Here is a 16,524-nt window from a genome sequence, read left to right as displayed (position 1 = left end):
ATGGGTGTGAAGAAGTCCGTAAGCTACGGCGATCTGCACTTCGAGACGCAGACCGCCGCGCGAGCCCACCTCAAAGCTATGCTCAACCGCTACGACCCGGGCGACCGGGTCAGTGCCGCCGACGGCGTCGTCCTGACCGCCGCGCTCGCGCTGCATCCGGAGGCCGACGATAAGATCGGGGCAGGCATCAAGAATTTCAGCGTGCGTACCGCCGACTTCGCCACCAAATGCTTTTGGGTCAACCGACTGGACGGCTCTACCGTCCGATTCTCGTATACAGCCTGTGTCTGATCATATTCTTAGTAGCGTCGGCTGCTTTGTTAGACATGAGCGAGGCTCGACTCGTCGGTTAGCCGACAGGAACGAATGGCCGGATGGGGCAGCTCGAGAGAAGCCGCGAATGACCACTCCTGGGTCGATCACGATAGGCGAGCGAATGTTTTTCCCTTCAATGGATCGACGCTCGGAGGACCCAGCTTAAACCATCGACATGTCGAGGATGTCCTCGGCTGTAAACCGGGTATGCCGAGTGCACTGGCAAGTCTATTAAGTGTTTCGGCGACGGAATGCCTGGGGGATGAGAATGCGGATAGTGAGGGCCAGGATCGAGAACTTCCGACTTCTCCGTAATGTAGAATTTGGGTTCGAGGCACGCACGACGCTGATCGTCGGGCGGAACAATAGCGGGAAGACGTCAATCGCAGAGCTGTTCCGGCGGATCTTGTCCGGCGGCAGTCTGGCATTACGGCTTGAGGACTTCTCGCTGGGGTGCCACGAGAGCTTTTGGCAGGCGCTGCAGGCCTACCGCGCCGACCCGCAGTCCGCCGACGCTTGGGAGCAGCTGCCTTCGATCCGGCTGGTCCTCGACATCGAGTACGACACGGACGCTCTGGATCTCGGGCCGCTGGGCAACTGCATCATCGACCTCAACGACGACTGCCACGAGGCTCGCCTGGAGTTTCGGTTCGGCCCAAAGGCTACGGCACCCGAGACGTTTTTTGCTGACCATTTGGTCCCGCTGGAGGATGCGGCGAACGACCGCTCCCGTTTCTTCCGGGATCTCGGCCAACGGCTCCCCACCGCCTATGTGGGAACGCTGGAGGCCGTTGATCCGAACGATGCCACCAACCGCAAGTCGCTCGAGACCAAGTTGCTTACTACGCTGGTCGGGGTGGGCTTTATCAACGCCCAACGCGGTCTCGACGACGACACCATTCGTGAGCGTGATGTTTTGGGTAAGGTCGTCGAGGTGCTGTTCCAGTCGGCCCTGACTGATGACATCAATCCCGAAAGACGGACGACCGCAGAGCAGCTCAAGGAAGTGGTGGAGGCGATCCAAGGCGACGTACACAATAGCTTCAACTCGGGTCTGACCTCGCTGCTGCCGACGTTCGACCTGTTCGGATATCCCGGGTTGTCGGATCCCGGACTCGTGACTGAGACGAGCTTCGACGTAAACAAGCTTCTCAAAGACCACACGAAAGTCAGGTATCGGGGCGTCAACGGTATGACGCTCCCTGAGACCTACAGCGGTCTTGGGACCAGGAACCTCGTCTACATGCTCCTGCAGCTGTTGAGCTTCTTTCGAGAATATCAGGCAATGCCGACCTCATCCGGCGTCCACCTCATCTTCATCGAGGAGCCGGAGGCGCACCTCCACCCTCAGATGCAGGAGGTTTTCATCCGTCAGCTTGAGCGGGTCACGGCCGCGTTCGTGGCGCAGCTGAACGCCGACCAACCGTGGCCGGTGCAGTTCGTCGTGACGACGCACTCCCCACACATGGCGAACGAAGCAAGGTTCGAGAGTCTCCGCTACTTTCTCTCCGTCGCCGATGGCGAGGGAGTGCGCCGTTCGCTCGTCAAGGATTTGCGTCAGGGCATGGCGGGTGCCGAGCCGGCGGTGCGCGAATTTCTCCACCAGTATCTTACGCTCTCGCGTTGTGACCTGTTCTTCGCCGATAAGGCGATCCTGATTGAGGGCACGTCGGAGCGGCTCCTGCTTCCGTCCATGATCCGAAAGACTGACGAGACGGCGGCCGGGCAGCCGCAGCTCAGCAGTCAATACCTGACAGTCATGGAGGTCGGCGGCGCGTACGCGCACCGGTTCTACGATCTTCTCAATTTCCTCGAGCTGCGCACGCTCGTCATCACCGACATCGACTCCGTGGCTCCCAATGCCAACAATAAGCGTGTCGCGGTCTTGGTGGCGCAGGGGGCCTTCACTAGTAATGCGTGTATCAAGGACTGGTTCGCGCCCGATGTCTCGCCTGCGCAGCTTCTGGCGAAGACAGCTGACGAGAAGACAAGCGGCGGCAGGCGGCTGGCCTATCAGATCCCGGAACAGGATGGCGGCCCCTCCGCCCGGAGCTTCGAGGACGCGTTCATCCTCGCGAACCCGGATCTGTTCGAACTCGGCGGGGGGGATCGAGCGGCGCTCGCCTACGAGCATGCGGCCGAGCAGAAAAAGTCTAGCTTCGCCCTCGAGCACGCTATCGAAAGCACAGCTTGGAGAACGCCCAGATATATCGCCGAGGGTTTGCGGTGGCTCGCCGCGGGGAATCCCGCTCCGGTTCTTCCGCCCGACGTGGTGGCGGCGGAGCTGGTCGCTGAGGTGATCGGCATAGAAGTTGCCGACTACGGACAGCCGGCCCATGGCTGATGGGGAGAGCCCGGCTGACGCTGCCGGCCGCGCCGCGTTGGAGCAAGTTTTTGCATGCTTTGACGAAGGGCGTAGCTTTCGTCTCGAGGCCGGTGCCGGTGCGGGCAAGACCTACTCGCTGGAGAAGGCCCTCCGCCGGCTGCTGGCACTGCGCGGTTCCGAGCTCATGCGCAACCGGCAGCAGATCGGCTGCATTACCTTCACGAACGTCGCGAAGGACGAGATCGCGTCCCGCGTCCAAGCGCATCCCGCTGTGCGGCCGGAGACGATCCACGGCTTCTGCTGGTCGCTGTTGCAGGACTTTCAGCCAGAGATTCGCGCATTAGTACCGACGCTCGAAGGCTGGGCCGACCGGCTCGCCGAGGCGGATGTCGCCGAAATTGGTGTCCGGACCATCCAATACGAATTCGGCTATCCTAGGGTGACCGAAGCGGAATTGACACTGCGGCACGAGGACGTGCTCACGCTCATGACCGCACTACTCGCCCGGCCCAAGTTCCGGGCCGTGATGACCGCGCGCTTTCCGGTTCTCCTTATAGATGAGTATCAGGATACGGACGCTGGCTTCGTGAACGCTCTGAAGCAGCACTTCCTCGACACCGGAACCGGCCCGGTCGTCGGACTCTTCGGTGACCACTGGCAGAAGATCTATGGCGACGGATGCGGAGCGGTTGAGCACGCCGCGCTCCAAGTCATAGACAAGAACGCGAACTTCCGGTCGGTAGAACCCATCGTTTCGGTGCTAAACCGCATGAGGCCTGCGCTTCCGCAGATCCCGAGCGACGCCGACGCGCCGGGCGAGGCGCGGCTTTTCCATACCAACGCTTGGCCGGGGCAGCGGCGCACGGGTCAGGGGGGCGGGCACTGGACTGGAGATACGAGCGCCGAGGCGGCCCGCGCCTACTTCGACCATCTCAAGGGCAGGCTCATCGGCGAAGGCTGGGATTTTGCGGTCGAGCGGACGAAGATCTTGATGCTCAGCCATAGCGTCCTCGCACGGGAGCAGGGCTATCCGACGATCCAGCAGATCTACGGTCAATTCAACGACCCGTGGCTGAAGAAGGAAGATCCGCACATCAAGTTCCTCGCGGATCAGGTGGAGCCCGCATGCGCCGCCTTCCAAGCGCAGCGCTACGGCGAGATGTTCGGATGCCTCGACGCTGGTCACCCAAGCATCCGCCGTCATAAAGACAAGGCGGCGTGGTCCCAATCTTTCCAAGAACTCATCGAGCTCAGGCATAGCGGGACCATTGGACAGGTGATCGACTTCATGCGGGCGCAGGAGCACATGCGCGTTCCCGAAGCGGTTATCGATCGCGAAAATCGGCTTGCTGCAGTGGGAGATGTTCCTACGGAAAACGAGCCGCGTAGGGTGACCCAGCTACGGAGGCTCCGCGACGTTTCCTATGCGGAGCTGATGGCGGTGGATGCCTTCATTGACGGCCACACGCCGTTCGCGACAAAGCACGGGGTTAAGGGAGCTGAGTTCGAGAACGTCCTCGTTATCGTCGGTCGCGGTTGGAACAAGTATAACTTCGGTCAAATGTTGGAATGGCTAGATCAGGGACCTCCTGGAGACAAGACGGCCTCCTTTGAGAGCAATCGTAACCTTTTCTACGTGGCCTGCTCGCGTCCGAAGCGGAGGCTGGCGCTCCTGTTTACGCAGGTGCTAAGCCAGGCTGCCTTGGCAAAGGTTCTTGACTTGTTCGGTACGGAAAATGTTATCGCTCTGCCCGCTGACCCATCCGTCGCGTGATCGACTGGTTCCCACCCCTTCCGCGCTATTCGCTCTGATAATCTAGGCCGTCGCCCGCTGCAAACTTCGACATGAACGGCTGTCCGAAGTCGGGAAGCGGCCAGGCGCCTTTGAACGTCTGGTTGTGGGTCTCCTCGGCGGAAGGGCAAGGCGTCTGCCCTCGCCCACTTGCAGACATTGGCTAACCGGCTAGCCTAGTCGCATGCCTGCCGCATCGCCGCCAATCCCCGCTAGATTACCCGCTTCGCTTCAAGCCGAAGAAAGGAGCTTCATTAAGCAGGCGGTTGAGCGGTTCTATGGCTCAGATGCTATCGTGCGCAACTATGGGCCTGACCCGGACCGATTAGACCTCCACGTCGAGACCGATGTCGACCCTAGCATGGAAAGATATGACTGCCTTGGGGTGCTGTTAACCCGCATTGATCGCGATCGGGTTAGCCTCGAAGTGACAAAGCGCGGCACCAAGGTGCGGGGAAACGCGAAGCTGGCCTACCGCCAGGGCATCATCATTTGACGAACGCTTTCGCCCGATTGTGTTGAAAAAGGGCGTCTTGCAGTGGTGTCGCTGGTCTGATTCAATTGCCGCGAGGCAAGCGGAGACGGGCCGATGATGGGCGAGCGGACGGTGGCGCAGGAAGCGCTGTTCTACAGCTTCAGCCTGGAGCGGCACGTGCCGGCGGACCATTTGCTGCGCTCGATAGACCGGTTCGTGGATCTGTCGGGCATTCGCGAGGAGCTGAAACCCTTCTACAGTGAAACGGGTCGCCCCTCGATCGATCCGGAACTGATGATCCGGATGCTCATCATCGGCTATTGCATGGGTATCCGGTCCGAGCGGCGGCTGTGCGACGAAGTGCATCTGAACCTGGCCTATCGGTGGTTCTGCCGGTTGGGGCTGGAGGGCGACGTGCCCGATCACTCGACCTTCTCGAAGAACCGGCACGGGCGCTTCCGCGACAGCGACCTGTTGCGCCGGTTGTTCGAGACGACGGTCGCGCGCTGCATGGCGGAGGGGCTCGTCGGCGGCGAAGGGTTCGCGGTCGATGCCAGTCTGATCCGCGCCGATGCCAATCGCCAGACCGGCGGTCCGGGCAGCGACGGCGTGCCGCCGGACGCCGACAGTCGTGCGGTACGCGAGTATCTGGCCGTTCTCGACGATGCTGCGTTCGGCGCAGCGACACCGGTAGTGCCGAAGTATCTGGCACCGGCCGATCCGGCATCGCGCTGGACCAGCGCGCATCGCGGGCCGGCCTTCTACGCCTACTCGACCAACTACCTCATCGACATCGACCACGCCGTCATCATGGACGTGGAAGCGAGCACCGCCGTGCGCCAGGCCGAGGTGACCGCGTGCAAGCGCATGATCGCGCGGGTGCAGGACCGCTTCGGCGTCTGGCCCGAGCGACTGGCGGCGGACACCGCTTACGGCTCGGCGGAGATGCTCGCCTGGCTGGTCCACGAACGTGACATCCAGCCCCACATCCCGGTGTTCGACAAATCGGCCCGCCGCGACGGCACGTTCGAACGCGATGCCTTCACCTACGACCATGATGACGACAGCTACGTCTGCCCTGGCGGCAAGCGCCTGAGGCCCAGGAACCGCAACTTCGCGACCGCGCGGGGCGACGTCGGCCAGGACGGCTTCATCCGCTATCGCGCACGACAGCGGGACTGCGGCGGCTGCGCCCTGCGGGAACGCTGCACGCCCAACATGCCGGCGCGAAAGGTAACCCGCTCGATCCACGAAGGGGCTCGCGATCTGGCCCGCGATATCGCCACCACCGACGCCTACGTCACCTCCCGCCGCCAGCGAAAGAAGGTCGAGATGCTGTTCGCGCACCTCAAACGCATTCTGAAGCTCGACCGATTGCGCCTGCGTGGTCCAAACGGTGCAAGGGACGAGTTCCACATGGCGGCCACCGCCCAGAACCTCCGCAAGATGGCCAAGCTCATCCCGATGCCCGCGCAGCCACTACCCGTCTGAGCCAATCAGCGGCTTCCACCGCAGCTCAGCGGCAACTCGTCGACCGGCGCAACGCCGACTTCTTCAACACAATCGCCCAATACCAGACGTTCGGCACCAACCTAGCGTCGCCATATTGCAGACGCTTATTCAGCCAGTAAGTTGACCTCGGCCCTGACGCTGTCGGAGCGGGCGCACCGGGTAATCGAAGCGTTTGGCGGGTTCGAGTCCCGCTCATGGGTCCCTTTAATAAATCAAGGATGACGAGTGAGGCTGCCGATACGAAACAAGAGCGATCGGCCACTAACGATCTTTATTGAGCCGATTTGCGACCAATTCGAGGTTCCGGTTGGTGGAGAAGCGATCGTGACGCTCGAAGACGGGCATCCTCACTCGTTCGATTGGTTCGACGACGCTTGGTTGTCGATTTGGAACGAAGGGCGTCAACCCGCAGCCGTCGAGATCAGACCGACGCACGCTTCAATCAATGGCGGTTGAGCGGCGGCTTTCGTTGAAACGCATCCAGAAGCTGCCAGTCCGCTTCCCTCCCAATGCCGGACAACCGGTCGGCCAGCTCGGCTGAGTATGCTCCAAATTGCGAAATGAACGAATGGCAGAAGCTGGGGCGCGGGTAGGGCATCCGGAATGACCGGATGTGGGTCTCGTAAGTCGACGGTTCCGGCAATTGCATCGTGAGCCGGACGCTTAGGTTTGGCGATCCGTTCGCTCGAAAGCCGCCATTCGGCAGGCCATCAGCCGGATCAGTGCCCCGGCAGCGGGTGCTCGGCTTGCAGCAGGCGAACCGTGCGGCGTATGCCACCGCTCCTGGTGGGGGTGAATGGATGGCGAACGGCAGAAGAAGCCGCGGAAACTCGGTTGTCGGAGAGCGCTGGCCGCTCTTCTGGACAGGCTGTGCGGCAATCAGCGTTGGGGTTGCCCTTCACTTACCGATGCTCGCGATGGCCCATACGATGGGCAATCACCTGTCGGGTATGCCTATGGACGGATGGATGTACATGGGCATGGCGCTGATCGGCATCGGCGTGCCGGCTGCTATATTTGGCGCTTTACCCAAGAAACGGCCTGATCACAGGCCAGGCGCTGGCGCCGCATTTGAAGCGCCCGATGATACCCCTCTGACGCGCTCGCATGCGGCCGTTCTGCTGGTGCTTACCCTCGGCCTGATTATCGACACGATGAAGCCAGCAACGCTCGGCTTTGTGCTTCCCGGTATGCGTGGGGAGTACGGTCTTGCAAAGTCTACCGTTGCTCTGCTGCCGTTCGTTGCCCTAACCGGAACCACGGTCGGCTCGTTCCTGTGGGGGTGGCTTGCAGACATTTACGGTCGGCGCGTGTCGATCCTGTTGTCCACGATCCTGTTCGTCTCGACCTCCATCTGCGGAGCTATGCCTTCCTACAGCTGGAACCTAGTTATGTGCTTTCTGATGGGGTGCTCGGCTGGCGGCATGCTGCCTGTCGTCTACACGCTGTTGGCTGAGATCATGCCTCCGCGGCACAGAAGTTGGGTCCTTGTGCTGGTTGGCGGTACGGGACTGGTCGGCGGCTACCTGGCAGCTAGCGGTGCCGCGCATCTGTTCGAGCCTCTGTTCGGCTGGCGTAGCTTGTGGCTGCAGGGCTTTCCCACCGGTTTGTTGCTGCTTGCGATGGCAAGGTGGATTCCGGAATCGCCGCGCTTTCTGATGGAACGTGGCATGAACGCGGAGCTGGCTGACATGGCTCTCAAGTTCGGCATCGTCAGGCGTGCTCCACAAGCAGCGCCAGCGGACGCTGGCAGCGCAGCGGCTCACCACCGCGAGTTGACCATCGCCCTGGTGATCACGGCCCTGTCTTGGAGCTTCGTCAACTTCGGCTTGCTGCTATGGCTGCCTTCCGATCTCCAGGATCGAGGCTTTAGTGCTGAGATTGCGAGCGGCATCATCGCCAGCTCAGCACTCGTTGCCCTGCCCACGATCATGATCGCGGCCTTCCTTTACAGCCGGTGGAGCAGCAAGCGCACCCTGATCGGCACTGTGCTTCTCACACTTGCCGGGCTTGCTGGAGCCCTACTGCCGGCGCCTACGCTGGCTTGGCCACCACTGCTGATCGCTGTGATCGCGCTGCTGGTGGTTGGCACAAACGGATTGATCGCCGTGCTACTTCCCTATGCAGCCGAAAACTACGCGTTACGCGTCCGTGGACGTGCCACCGGGCTGATCGCGGGCAGTAGCAAATTTGGTGGCGTTGCTGTCCAGCTAGGAGCCTTCGCTGGGCTGATCCCGACGATGGGGGGCGCGGCAGTTGCGCTGATCATACCAATGACGCTGTCAGCGGTACTGATCGGACGCTCAGGTAGAGAGACGCGCGGCCGCAGCTTACGTGAGCTAGAAGCGGAGGCTTAGCTGCCGGCAGAACATAGGCCGTGCGGAGCGTCGCCTATCGGCGCTTCCCTCTTTGAAAGCGCACTGTCTGCTATCCTGACCCGCTGCGCCGGTGCCTGATTTGGGCCTACTTAGCTGCCGTTCAACCCGATTAACGAATGGCTGCAATTGGGAGGCAGGAAAGGGAGCTCGAACGTCCGTTTGTGGGTCTGCGTCCCAGCATCAGCTGATCACAGCATTTTGAAGCACCGGTCGCGACCCGAGCCATTGTCACAGCGCCATGGCGGCTGCTGGCGCAGCGTGGAGTCGTTCGATGTCGGCACGTGGAGGCGCGCCGAACAGTCGCCTGTATTCGCGGCTGAATTGCGATGGGCTCTCATAGCCGACGGCAAAGCCTGCGGTGCTCGCCGTGGCGCCCTCCGTCAGCATCAGGCGTCTAGCCTCCTGCAACCGCAGCTGTTTTTGATACTCCAGCGGCGTCATGCGGGTAATCGCCTTGAAGTGTACGTGGAGCGAGGAGGAGCTCATGCCGGCCTCGGCTGCGACATCGTCGATGCGGATCGGCGCGTCGAAACGCCGGCGGATGGCGGCGATGGCGCGGCTGACCTGATTGAGATGGCTGCCAGCGGTTGCGACGTGACGAAGCATCGGACCATGCGGTCCGGTGAGCAGACGATAGAGGATCTCGCGCTCGATCAGCGGCGCCAGCGCGCGGATCGTGTCGGGTCGGTCGAGCAGGCCGACCAGCCGGCATGCCGCGTCGATCAGGTCGGGATCGCCGGGGTAGACGCCAAGCACCGGCAAGTCTGTTCGGACCAGCCCGCCGCCTTCGATCGCCATGAGATCGGCCAAGATCGAGGCATCGAGATCGATCTTGCAGCAGAGATAGGGTCGCTCGGGGCTCGCATCGAGCACATGACCGACCAGCGGCAAGTCGACCGAGACCAAGAGGTAATGGGCCGCATCATAGACCACGCTGTGGTCGCCGATCGACACCCGCTTAGACCCCTGGGCTATTATGCAAAGGGAGGCCTCGTAGACGGCAGGCGTGGGGGTGCTCGGTGCGTCGGCCCGGATCAGCGAAACATGCGGCATCGCCGTGCTGCAAATGCCTGTACCCACGACGTGTCGATGGATGAGGGCAGAGAGTTCGGCGATCCGGTCCATGCCGACGATCCTTCTCCAATTGCGAGCTGTGGGCAAACATCTGGCGTTAATTCTAGAGGATCGTGCAAGCCATTAGGGCAATCACTCTACCGTGCGACATGGACGATGGCCCATCTGCGTCCCGTCACCACAACGGAAGGACTGCATCATGGCAGGAAATATTGACAAGGTCGTCCTCATCACAGGCGCGTCGAGTGGGATCGGCGAGGCAACTGCGCGAGAAATGGCTGCGACCGGCACCCGGCTGTTCATCGGCGCGCGTCGCGGAGAGCGCCTGAAGGCACTGACGGAGGAACTGGGCGAGACCGTCGCCTGGCGCGAACTCGACGTCACCTACGGCGCCGATTTCGATGCGTTCGTGGAGGCCGCTGAAGCGCGCTTCGGACGTGTCGACGTGCTGGTCAACAATGCGGGTGTGATGCCCCTCTCACCGCTCGCTGCGCTCAAGCGCGACGAGTGGAAGCGGATGGTCGACGTCAACATCCACGGCGTCCTCAACGGCATCGCCGCGGTCCTGCCGCGGTTCGTGGCTCAGCGACGGGGGCATGTCGTCAATGTCGCCTCGGTCGCCGCACACATGGTGATGCCGACCGCCGCGGTTTATTGCGCCACCAAACATGCCGTACGCGCCATCACTGAAGGGCTGCGGCAGGAGCATGACGAGGTCCGTTCGACGTTGATCTCGCCGGGCGTGGTCGCCACCGAGCTGGGCCATGACATCACCGATCCTGAGGTTGCTGCGGCCCTGACCGGATGGCGAAAGAAGTCGCTGACGCCGGACGCGATCGCGCGAGCCGTTCGCTATGCCATCGAGCAGCCGGAGGGTGTCGACATCAATGAGGTGATCGTTCGCCCGACCGCAGCGGACATGTAAATGCTTGGGCGTGCCGGTGCCGAAGCGGGGACGCCCAAACGACGAGTTCATACACATTGACGAGCGCTGAGATCAGTTAGCCAGGAGGGGATCGAAACGACTGGGGTTCGGTCATGATCGCATAGGAGGCCATTGCGGCCGTCAACGCGCCACCAGCATCTCTTCCAGATCGGTTCAACCGACCATGAATGTGGCCGAACGCCGGACCATAACGGCAGCTTGTCCGTTCAGCGTTCCTGATCTTGCACTGCTTGATGGATATCGCCGACCATGCCCGACCATTCCGCATCGCCCATATTGCAGCCCGTCCAGATCGGCGACCTGTCGCTGCGCAACCGCATCGTCATGGCGCCGTTGACGCGCAGCCGTTCGAACGACGACGGGATCCCGCCCGCTTTCGCCGCAGACTATTACTCACAGCGCGCTGACGCCGGGATCATCATAAGCGAAGCGACCAACGTATCTCCCCAGGCGGTCGGCTATGCGTTAACACCGGGTATCTGGAACGAACAGCAAATCGAGGCGTGGCGCCCGATCGTGCAGGCTGTCCATGATCGTGGCGGCGTCATATTTCTTCAGTTGTGGCATACTGGGCGTATCTCGCATCCGGACCTACAGGGCGGAAAACCGCCGGTTGCGCCGTCGGCCATCAAGCCGGTTGGACAGGCATTCACCAAGGATGGTATGAAGGACCACGTAACGCCGCGAGCCCTGGAAACGGACGAGATCCCTGGCATCGTCGAGGATTATCGTCGCGCCGCCACCAACGCCAAGGCGGCAGGGTTCGATGGGGTCGAAGTCCATTCGGCGAACAACTATCTGCTTGAACAGTTCGTACGCGACAGCACCAACCGGCGAACCGACCCCTATGGCGGGTCAATCGAAAACCGTCTGCGCTTCCCCCTCGAGGTCGTCGACGCGGTCGTCGGCGTTTGGGGCGCAGGGCGTGTCGGCATCCGGTTGTCGCCAGCAACGACAATGCCCGGCGAGACGCCGCTCGACAGCACCGTGATGGAAACCTTCGGCATTTATGTTGATGCGCTGTCTCAGCGCGGCCTGCTCTATGTCCACGACATCGAGGGCGTGACGCAGCAGACACGTGACGCAGATGGCGTCGACTTTGCTGCGCTGCGCAAGCGCTTCAAAGGGGCTTATATCGCGAACAACCAGTACACGCTCAAGCTGGCCGAAGAGGTTCTTGAGCGTGGCGATGCCGACCTGTTCAGCATGGGGCGGCCGTTCATTGCCAACCCCGATCTCGTTGATCGCCTGCGCACAGGTGCGCCGCTTGCAGAGGCGCCAAAAGAGTATTGGTATGGCGGCGGGTCGGTCGGCTATTCCGACTGGCCGACGATGCGCGGGAATCCGGATCGCAGCTGACCCAGCCCCTCACATCAGAGCCAGCCGTAGGATCGAGCTCATACCGCAGATTAATCGCGATGAGGCCTCCGGGTGTCGGTGAGCGAGGTTGGGGTTGTGGCCACCGTCGGCGCAGGGGCGATCGCAAGTCCAGCCGCCGCGCCGACAGTGCTGCCATTGGCGCTGCTTCTCTAAATTTTTCCTCGGGAAGCTGCCGTGCGGTTCGGCGGGGAAAGCGCCTATGACGCAGTCCCCGCTTCCGACATTAATGGGGGTCCGAAGTTGAAGCTTTGGAAGATGACAACTGAATGTCCGGGATTGGGTCGAAGCCGCTCAACACGAGGATGAGAACAATTCTACCCTTCAAGAGGGTCAGAGCCTACGAGCGTAACGATCCGAAGACCAATCCATGAGCGGTCCTAGGCTAGTATGCCGCGATCCGATGGATCGTATTCGAATAGATATAATGACCGAGCTGCGGATATGATGCGGGCCGAAGACGTTCCCGTCTTGATCCCCAGGCGCATCGTGCGCCGGTCATTCTACCTCGGGGCATTATCACATTGTTTTGCGAGGCTGATATGGCGAAGACCATAGTGGTGACGGGCGGCAGTGCAGGCATCGGACTTGCCATTGCCGAGAAGTTTGCGATTGCCGGTTGGCAGCTAGGCATCTTGGGGCGCCACCGGGCTCGGCTCGAGCAAGCGCAGGCGATGCTTTTGTTGGCAGGCGCCTCAAAAGTCCTGGCGATCAGTGTCGACGTCGTGGACGCAGACGCGGTCGACGCCGCCGCAGCGCGAATAGAGGATGAGCTTGGGCCGATCGATGCCTGGGTCAACAACGCTATGTCCACCGTCGTCGCGCGTGCGGATCACATTACCGCCGCCGAATACGCCCGTGTTACGGCCACGACCTATCTGAGCCAGGTGCATGGGACTCTCGCCGCTCTCCGTTATATGAAGACGCGCGACAAGGGCGCCATCATCCAGGTATCCTCAGGCCTCGCGCTTCGACCCGCACCACTCCAGGCGGCGTATTGCGCCGCCAAGGCCGCCGTAACCGGGTTCACGGACTCGCTGCGCGCCGAGCTGATCGCCGATAAAAGTAGGATCACCTTATCCGTCGTCTACCTGCCGGCGGTGAACACACCGCAGCCGACCTGGACCCGCAATCATAGCGGTCGCGAACAAGTGCTGCCTGATCCGCTGTTTGATCCGCGGCTATGCGCCAAGGCGGTGCAAGAGGCGGTGGAGCGGCCACAGCGCGAATTCTGGGTCGGACGCTCGACCGCCATGATGGCGCTTGGGCAGTCACTTGCGCCTGAGTTCGCCGATCAGCAGGCGGCCAAGCAGATCGACGCCATGACCGGTGACCCCGCACCGGACCGCGTCGGCAACCTCGACGAACCGGGCGAAGGGCCAGCTGCCATCGATGGGCCGTCGCCCGACCGTGTAAAATCGAGCCGCCGTGAGATCTTCTCTAGCCGACAACGGGACCTGCTTAAGGTCGCGGCAGCGGGTGCCCTGCTCAGCACAGGTGCAGCAGCAGGCTTTAGCCTAAGCCGGCTCCTGCCGCGACTTCGCCCATGAACGGTCTGCTCGACGTCGTCCGCGGCAAGATCGCCGCGCCTGTGGCAGGCGGCACCAGGGTCGATGGCTATCTTGCACTGGAGGATTACGGCGCGCTGGGTGACGGTCGCTCGGTAGCGCTGTCGGGGGCCGACGGTTCGATCGACTGGTGGTGCGTTCCCAACCTCGACTCTCCGCCACTGTTCGACCGATTACTTGATCCGGAGGAGGGTGGCCGCTTCGTCATCGCGCCGGTCGAGAGCTTCGAGGTGGAGCGGCGCTACCTGCCCGACAGCAACGTGCTTGAGACGATCTTCACGACAGCGTCAGGTCGCGCCAAGCTGACGGAATCGATGAACAGCGGCACGGCAGGGCGACTGCCTTGGGCCGAACTTGGTCGTCGCATCGAAGGGCTCGACGGCTCTGTCAGGTTCCAGCTGAATATGCGTCCGGGGCGTCGCGCAAACGGCGCCAGTCCCTATCAGTCGACGATCGGCAAGCACGCCGTCTTCCATGTCGGCACGGTGCTTGGGCTGCTGCTCCATAGTGAAGGCATCACGGTCGAACGCTCCGACGAGGCAGTGACGGCTGAGTTCACGGTCGTGCAGGGGCAGCGGGAGATCGTAGCGATCGTCGCCGGCGAGGACGAACCGCTGATCGTGCCTAAAATCGATAAGATCGACGAGCGCATCGATACATCCGATGCGGAGTGGCGAGTGTGGTCCGAGCAGATCGAATATGACGGCGACCGGCGACCGGAATTCATCCGCAGCGTGCTCGCACTCAAGCTGCTGCTGTTCTCGCCGTCGGGCGCAATCGCCGCGGCCGCCACGACATCGCTGCCGGAGGGTATCGGCGGCAAAAAGAACTACGACTATCGCTACGCGTGGATCCGCGACGCTGGCTACACCATCAAGGCCTTCCTGGCAGCAGGTGCGCAGGCGGAGGCCAAGGCGGCGTTCAGCTGGCTGCTGAAGCGATTGGAAGAGCATGGCGCGCGGGTCTGCTACTCGCTCGATGGCGCGATCGTACCAAGCTTGAGCGAGATCGAAGTGCCAGGCTATCGGCGGTCCACACCCGTCCAGATCGGCAACGCGGCGACCGACCAGCACCAGCATGGCATCTATGGGGACATCTTCGAGACGGCCTCGCGCTTCGTCGAGTGCGGCAACATACTTGATGCATCCAGCGCCGAACTTCTTTCACACCTTGCCGATGAGTGCGCTGACGTGTGGCGCAAGAAGGATGCCGGCATCTGGGAGCTGGAGGAGTCCCAGCATTATACTATGTCGAAGGTCAGTTGCTGGCAGGCGCTGGCGCGTGCCGTCGAACTCGCCGACGAGGGTCAGCTGCCCACTACGTGTCGCGAACGTTGGTCGCGTGAGCGCGACCGGATTGCCGGATGGATCGAGGAGAACTGCTGGTCAGAAACCAAGCAGGCGTTCGTTTTCTATCCCGGCAGTGAGAAGCTCGACGCCTCCCTTGCGCTGATGGTGCGCTTCGGCTTCGACGGCCGTGAGCGGCTTGTAAAAACCCTCGATGCGATCGACGCCGAGCTCGGCGCTGGGCCCTATCATTATCGCTACACTGACGTCTCCGCCGAGGAAGGCTGCTTCCTCGCATGCACCTTCTGGATGGTGGAGGCACGCGCGCTGCTCGGTCAGCGTGAGCGCGCCGAGCAGGTGTTCGACGCCATCACCACCGCTCTCGACCGCGGGGTCGGCATAATGACCGAGATGGCCGATCCGCGCACCGGCACGTTCCTTGGCAACCTTCCGCAGGGCCTGTCGCATCTAGCGCACGTCATGGCGCTCGATGTGCTCGCGGCCGAGGATGATTGCTGACGGCCTTCGACACTTTCCCACCACGTCACCCCAAGCTGGAGCAATTACATGACCGATCGTCTGACCATCCAGGACCCGCGTACGCAATATCCCCAGCCCCCTTTCCCTCGGCAGCCGCAGCCCGTCCCCGGCCTTGCATCCGACATGGATCCGAAGCCCGATCACGGCGAAACGAGCTATGTCGGTGCCGGCAAACTCAAGGGCCGCAAGGCGCTTATTACGGGCGGTGATAGTGGGGTCGGTCGCGCCGCGGCAATTGCCTATGCGCGCGAAGGAACCGACGTCGCGATCTCCTACCTTGAGACCGAGCAGTCGGATGCCGATGAGGTCATCAAGCTGATCGAGGCGGAGGGTCGCACAGCCGTCGCGCTGCCCGGCGATATCACCGACGAGGCATGGTGCCGCGAGCTCGTCAGCAAGGCCAATGAGGCGCTGGGGGGCATCGACATTCTCGTCATCAATGCGGGGCGCCAGCAGAACCGCGAGGACATCTCTAAGGTTAGCTCGGACGATTTCGACAGGACAATGAAGACCAACCTGTACGCCATGCATTGGATCACTCAGGCTGCGGTGCCGCACCTGCCGACCGGCGCGAGCGTCATCACCACCGCCTCGATCCAAGCTTACGAGCCGTCGGCGATCCTGCTCGACTATGCGACCACCAAGGCGGGGATCGTCGCTTACACAAAGGCGCTGGCCAAACAGCTGCTCGAGAAGGGCATACGCGCCAACGTGGTCGCACCGGGCCCTTTCTGGACCGCGTTGCAGGCGTCGGGCGGCCAGCCCCCGGAGGCGGTCGAGAAGTTCGGTTCGGAGAGCCAGTACGGCCGTCCCGGTCAGCCTGTCGAGTTGTCCGCAGTGTATGTGCTCCTCGCCAGTCAGGAGGCAAGCTTCATCAGCGGTGAGGTTTACGGCGTCACCGGCGGGGCAGGCGTGGCGTAGGATTGGTGCGGCAG

General features: G+C 62.2%; 13 protein-coding genes. 12 read left to right on the top strand and 1 reads right to left on the bottom strand.

Features of this window, described 5'->3' with window-relative positions; translation table 11 throughout:
* The 7 genes from ASE91_RS10755 (at position 1) to ASE91_RS10730 (ending at position 8,777) form a co-directional block, all read left to right on the top strand.
* Complete coding sequence (locus ASE91_RS10755; RefSeq protein WP_055818832.1) at positions 1–291, top strand: DCL family protein; 291 nt, start codon at positions 1–3, stop codon at positions 289–291.
* Between the two features lie 292 nt (positions 292–583).
* Positions 584–2,659, top strand: coding sequence for an ATP-dependent nuclease (locus ASE91_RS10750; RefSeq protein ID WP_056626020.1), 2,076 nt, complete (start codon positions 584–586; stop codon positions 2,657–2,659).
* Positions 2,652–4,415 carry a UvrD-helicase domain-containing protein gene (locus tag ASE91_RS10745; RefSeq protein WP_055818826.1) on the top strand — a complete coding sequence of 588 codons (1,764 nt, stop codon included), beginning with the start codon at positions 2,652–2,654 and terminating at the stop codon, positions 4,413–4,415. The genes ASE91_RS10750 and ASE91_RS10745 overlap by 8 nt, the downstream gene beginning before the upstream one ends.
* A 202-nt stretch (positions 4,416–4,617) precedes the next feature.
* Complete coding sequence (locus ASE91_RS19975; protein ID WP_056626015.1) at positions 4,618–4,929, top strand: hypothetical protein; 312 nt, start codon at positions 4,618–4,620, stop codon at positions 4,927–4,929.
* 93 nt (positions 4,930–5,022) lie between these two features.
* Positions 5,023–6,399, top strand: coding sequence for an IS1182 family transposase (locus tag ASE91_RS10735; protein ID WP_056626012.1), 1,377 nt, complete (start codon positions 5,023–5,025; stop codon positions 6,397–6,399).
* A gap of 246 nt (positions 6,400–6,645) precedes the next feature.
* Positions 6,646–6,876 (top strand): hypothetical protein, encoded by a 231-nt coding sequence (locus ASE91_RS19425; RefSeq protein ID WP_156347635.1) that lies wholly within the window; start codon positions 6,646–6,648, stop codon positions 6,874–6,876.
* Positions 6,877–7,220: 344 nt separating this feature from the next.
* Entirely contained in the window at positions 7,221–8,777 is a 1,557-nt protein-coding gene (locus ASE91_RS10730) for an MFS transporter (RefSeq protein ID WP_156357792.1), read from the top strand.
* 249 nt (positions 8,778–9,026) lie between these two features.
* Here the strand turns inward: ASE91_RS10730 and ASE91_RS10725 are convergent, their stop codons facing one another.
* The gene (locus ASE91_RS10725; RefSeq protein WP_056626007.1) at positions 9,027–9,923 is read right to left on the bottom strand and encodes an AraC family transcriptional regulator; all 897 of its coding nucleotides are present in this window, start codon (positions 9,921–9,923) and stop codon (positions 9,027–9,029) included.
* A 148-nt stretch (positions 9,924–10,071) separates the two neighbouring features.
* On the opposite strand from ASE91_RS10725, the gene ASE91_RS10720 reads away from it, so the two are divergent.
* From ASE91_RS10720 to ASE91_RS10700, 5 genes are all read left to right on the top strand, one after another.
* Complete coding sequence (locus ASE91_RS10720) at positions 10,072–10,797, top strand: SDR family oxidoreductase (RefSeq protein ID WP_056626004.1); 726 nt, start codon at positions 10,072–10,074, stop codon at positions 10,795–10,797.
* 270 nt (positions 10,798–11,067) lie between these two features.
* On the top strand, positions 11,068–12,177 hold the full coding sequence (locus ASE91_RS10715) for an alkene reductase (RefSeq protein ID WP_056397233.1): 1,110 nt from the start codon (positions 11,068–11,070) through the stop codon (positions 12,175–12,177).
* Between the two features lie 560 nt (positions 12,178–12,737).
* Positions 12,738–13,745 carry an SDR family oxidoreductase gene (locus ASE91_RS10710; RefSeq protein ID WP_056626001.1) on the top strand — a complete coding sequence of 336 codons (1,008 nt, stop codon included), beginning with the start codon at positions 12,738–12,740 and terminating at the stop codon, positions 13,743–13,745.
* Positions 13,742–15,568 (top strand): glycoside hydrolase family 15 protein, encoded by a 1,827-nt coding sequence (locus ASE91_RS10705; protein WP_056625998.1) that lies wholly within the window; start codon positions 13,742–13,744, stop codon positions 15,566–15,568. Before ASE91_RS10710 ends, ASE91_RS10705 begins: the two co-directional genes overlap by 4 nt.
* Positions 15,569–15,616: 48 nt before the next feature.
* Positions 15,617–16,510, top strand: coding sequence for an SDR family oxidoreductase (locus tag ASE91_RS10700; protein ID WP_056625996.1), 894 nt, complete (start codon positions 15,617–15,619; stop codon positions 16,508–16,510).
* Positions 16,511–16,524 lie beyond the last annotated feature (14 nt).

The organism is Sphingomonas sp. Leaf62 (assembly GCF_001421915.1).
In the GTDB taxonomy this organism is placed as follows: Bacteria; Pseudomonadota; Alphaproteobacteria; order Sphingomonadales; family Sphingomonadaceae; genus Sphingomonas.
Note: the sequence above shows the minus strand (reverse complement) of the source record. Positions and strands in the feature narration are given on the sequence as shown.

What these genes read in the sequence shown, in the direction of transcription:
- ASE91_RS10710 (WP_056626001.1), top strand. Translation starts at nt 12,738, where the DNA reads ATGGCGAAGACCATAGTGGTGACGGGCGGCAGTGCAGGCATCGGACTT.
- ASE91_RS19975 (WP_056626015.1), top strand. Translation starts at nt 4,618, where the DNA reads ATGCCTGCCGCATCGCCGCCAATCCCCGCTAGATTACCCGCTTCGCTT.
- ASE91_RS10745 (WP_055818826.1), top strand. Translation starts at nt 2,652, where the DNA reads ATGGCTGATGGGGAGAGCCCGGCTGACGCTGCCGGCCGCGCCGCGTTG.
- ASE91_RS10725 (WP_056626007.1), bottom strand. Translation starts at nt 9,923, where the DNA reads ATGGACCGGATCGCCGAACTCTCTGCCCTCATCCATCGACACGTCGTG.
- ASE91_RS10750 (WP_056626020.1), top strand. Translation starts at nt 584, where the DNA reads ATGCGGATAGTGAGGGCCAGGATCGAGAACTTCCGACTTCTCCGTAAT.
- ASE91_RS10715 (WP_056397233.1), top strand. Translation starts at nt 11,068, where the DNA reads ATGCCCGACCATTCCGCATCGCCCATATTGCAGCCCGTCCAGATCGGC.
- ASE91_RS10755 (WP_055818832.1), top strand. Translation starts at nt 1, where the DNA reads ATGGGTGTGAAGAAGTCCGTAAGCTACGGCGATCTGCACTTCGAGACG.
- ASE91_RS10720 (WP_056626004.1), top strand. Translation starts at nt 10,072, where the DNA reads ATGGCAGGAAATATTGACAAGGTCGTCCTCATCACAGGCGCGTCGAGT.
- ASE91_RS10705 (WP_056625998.1), top strand. Translation starts at nt 13,742, where the DNA reads ATGAACGGTCTGCTCGACGTCGTCCGCGGCAAGATCGCCGCGCCTGTG.
- ASE91_RS10700 (WP_056625996.1), top strand. Translation starts at nt 15,617, where the DNA reads ATGACCGATCGTCTGACCATCCAGGACCCGCGTACGCAATATCCCCAG.
- ASE91_RS10735 (WP_056626012.1), top strand. Translation starts at nt 5,023, where the DNA reads ATGATGGGCGAGCGGACGGTGGCGCAGGAAGCGCTGTTCTACAGCTTC.
- ASE91_RS10730 (WP_156357792.1), top strand. Translation starts at nt 7,221, where the DNA reads ATGGCGAACGGCAGAAGAAGCCGCGGAAACTCGGTTGTCGGAGAGCGC.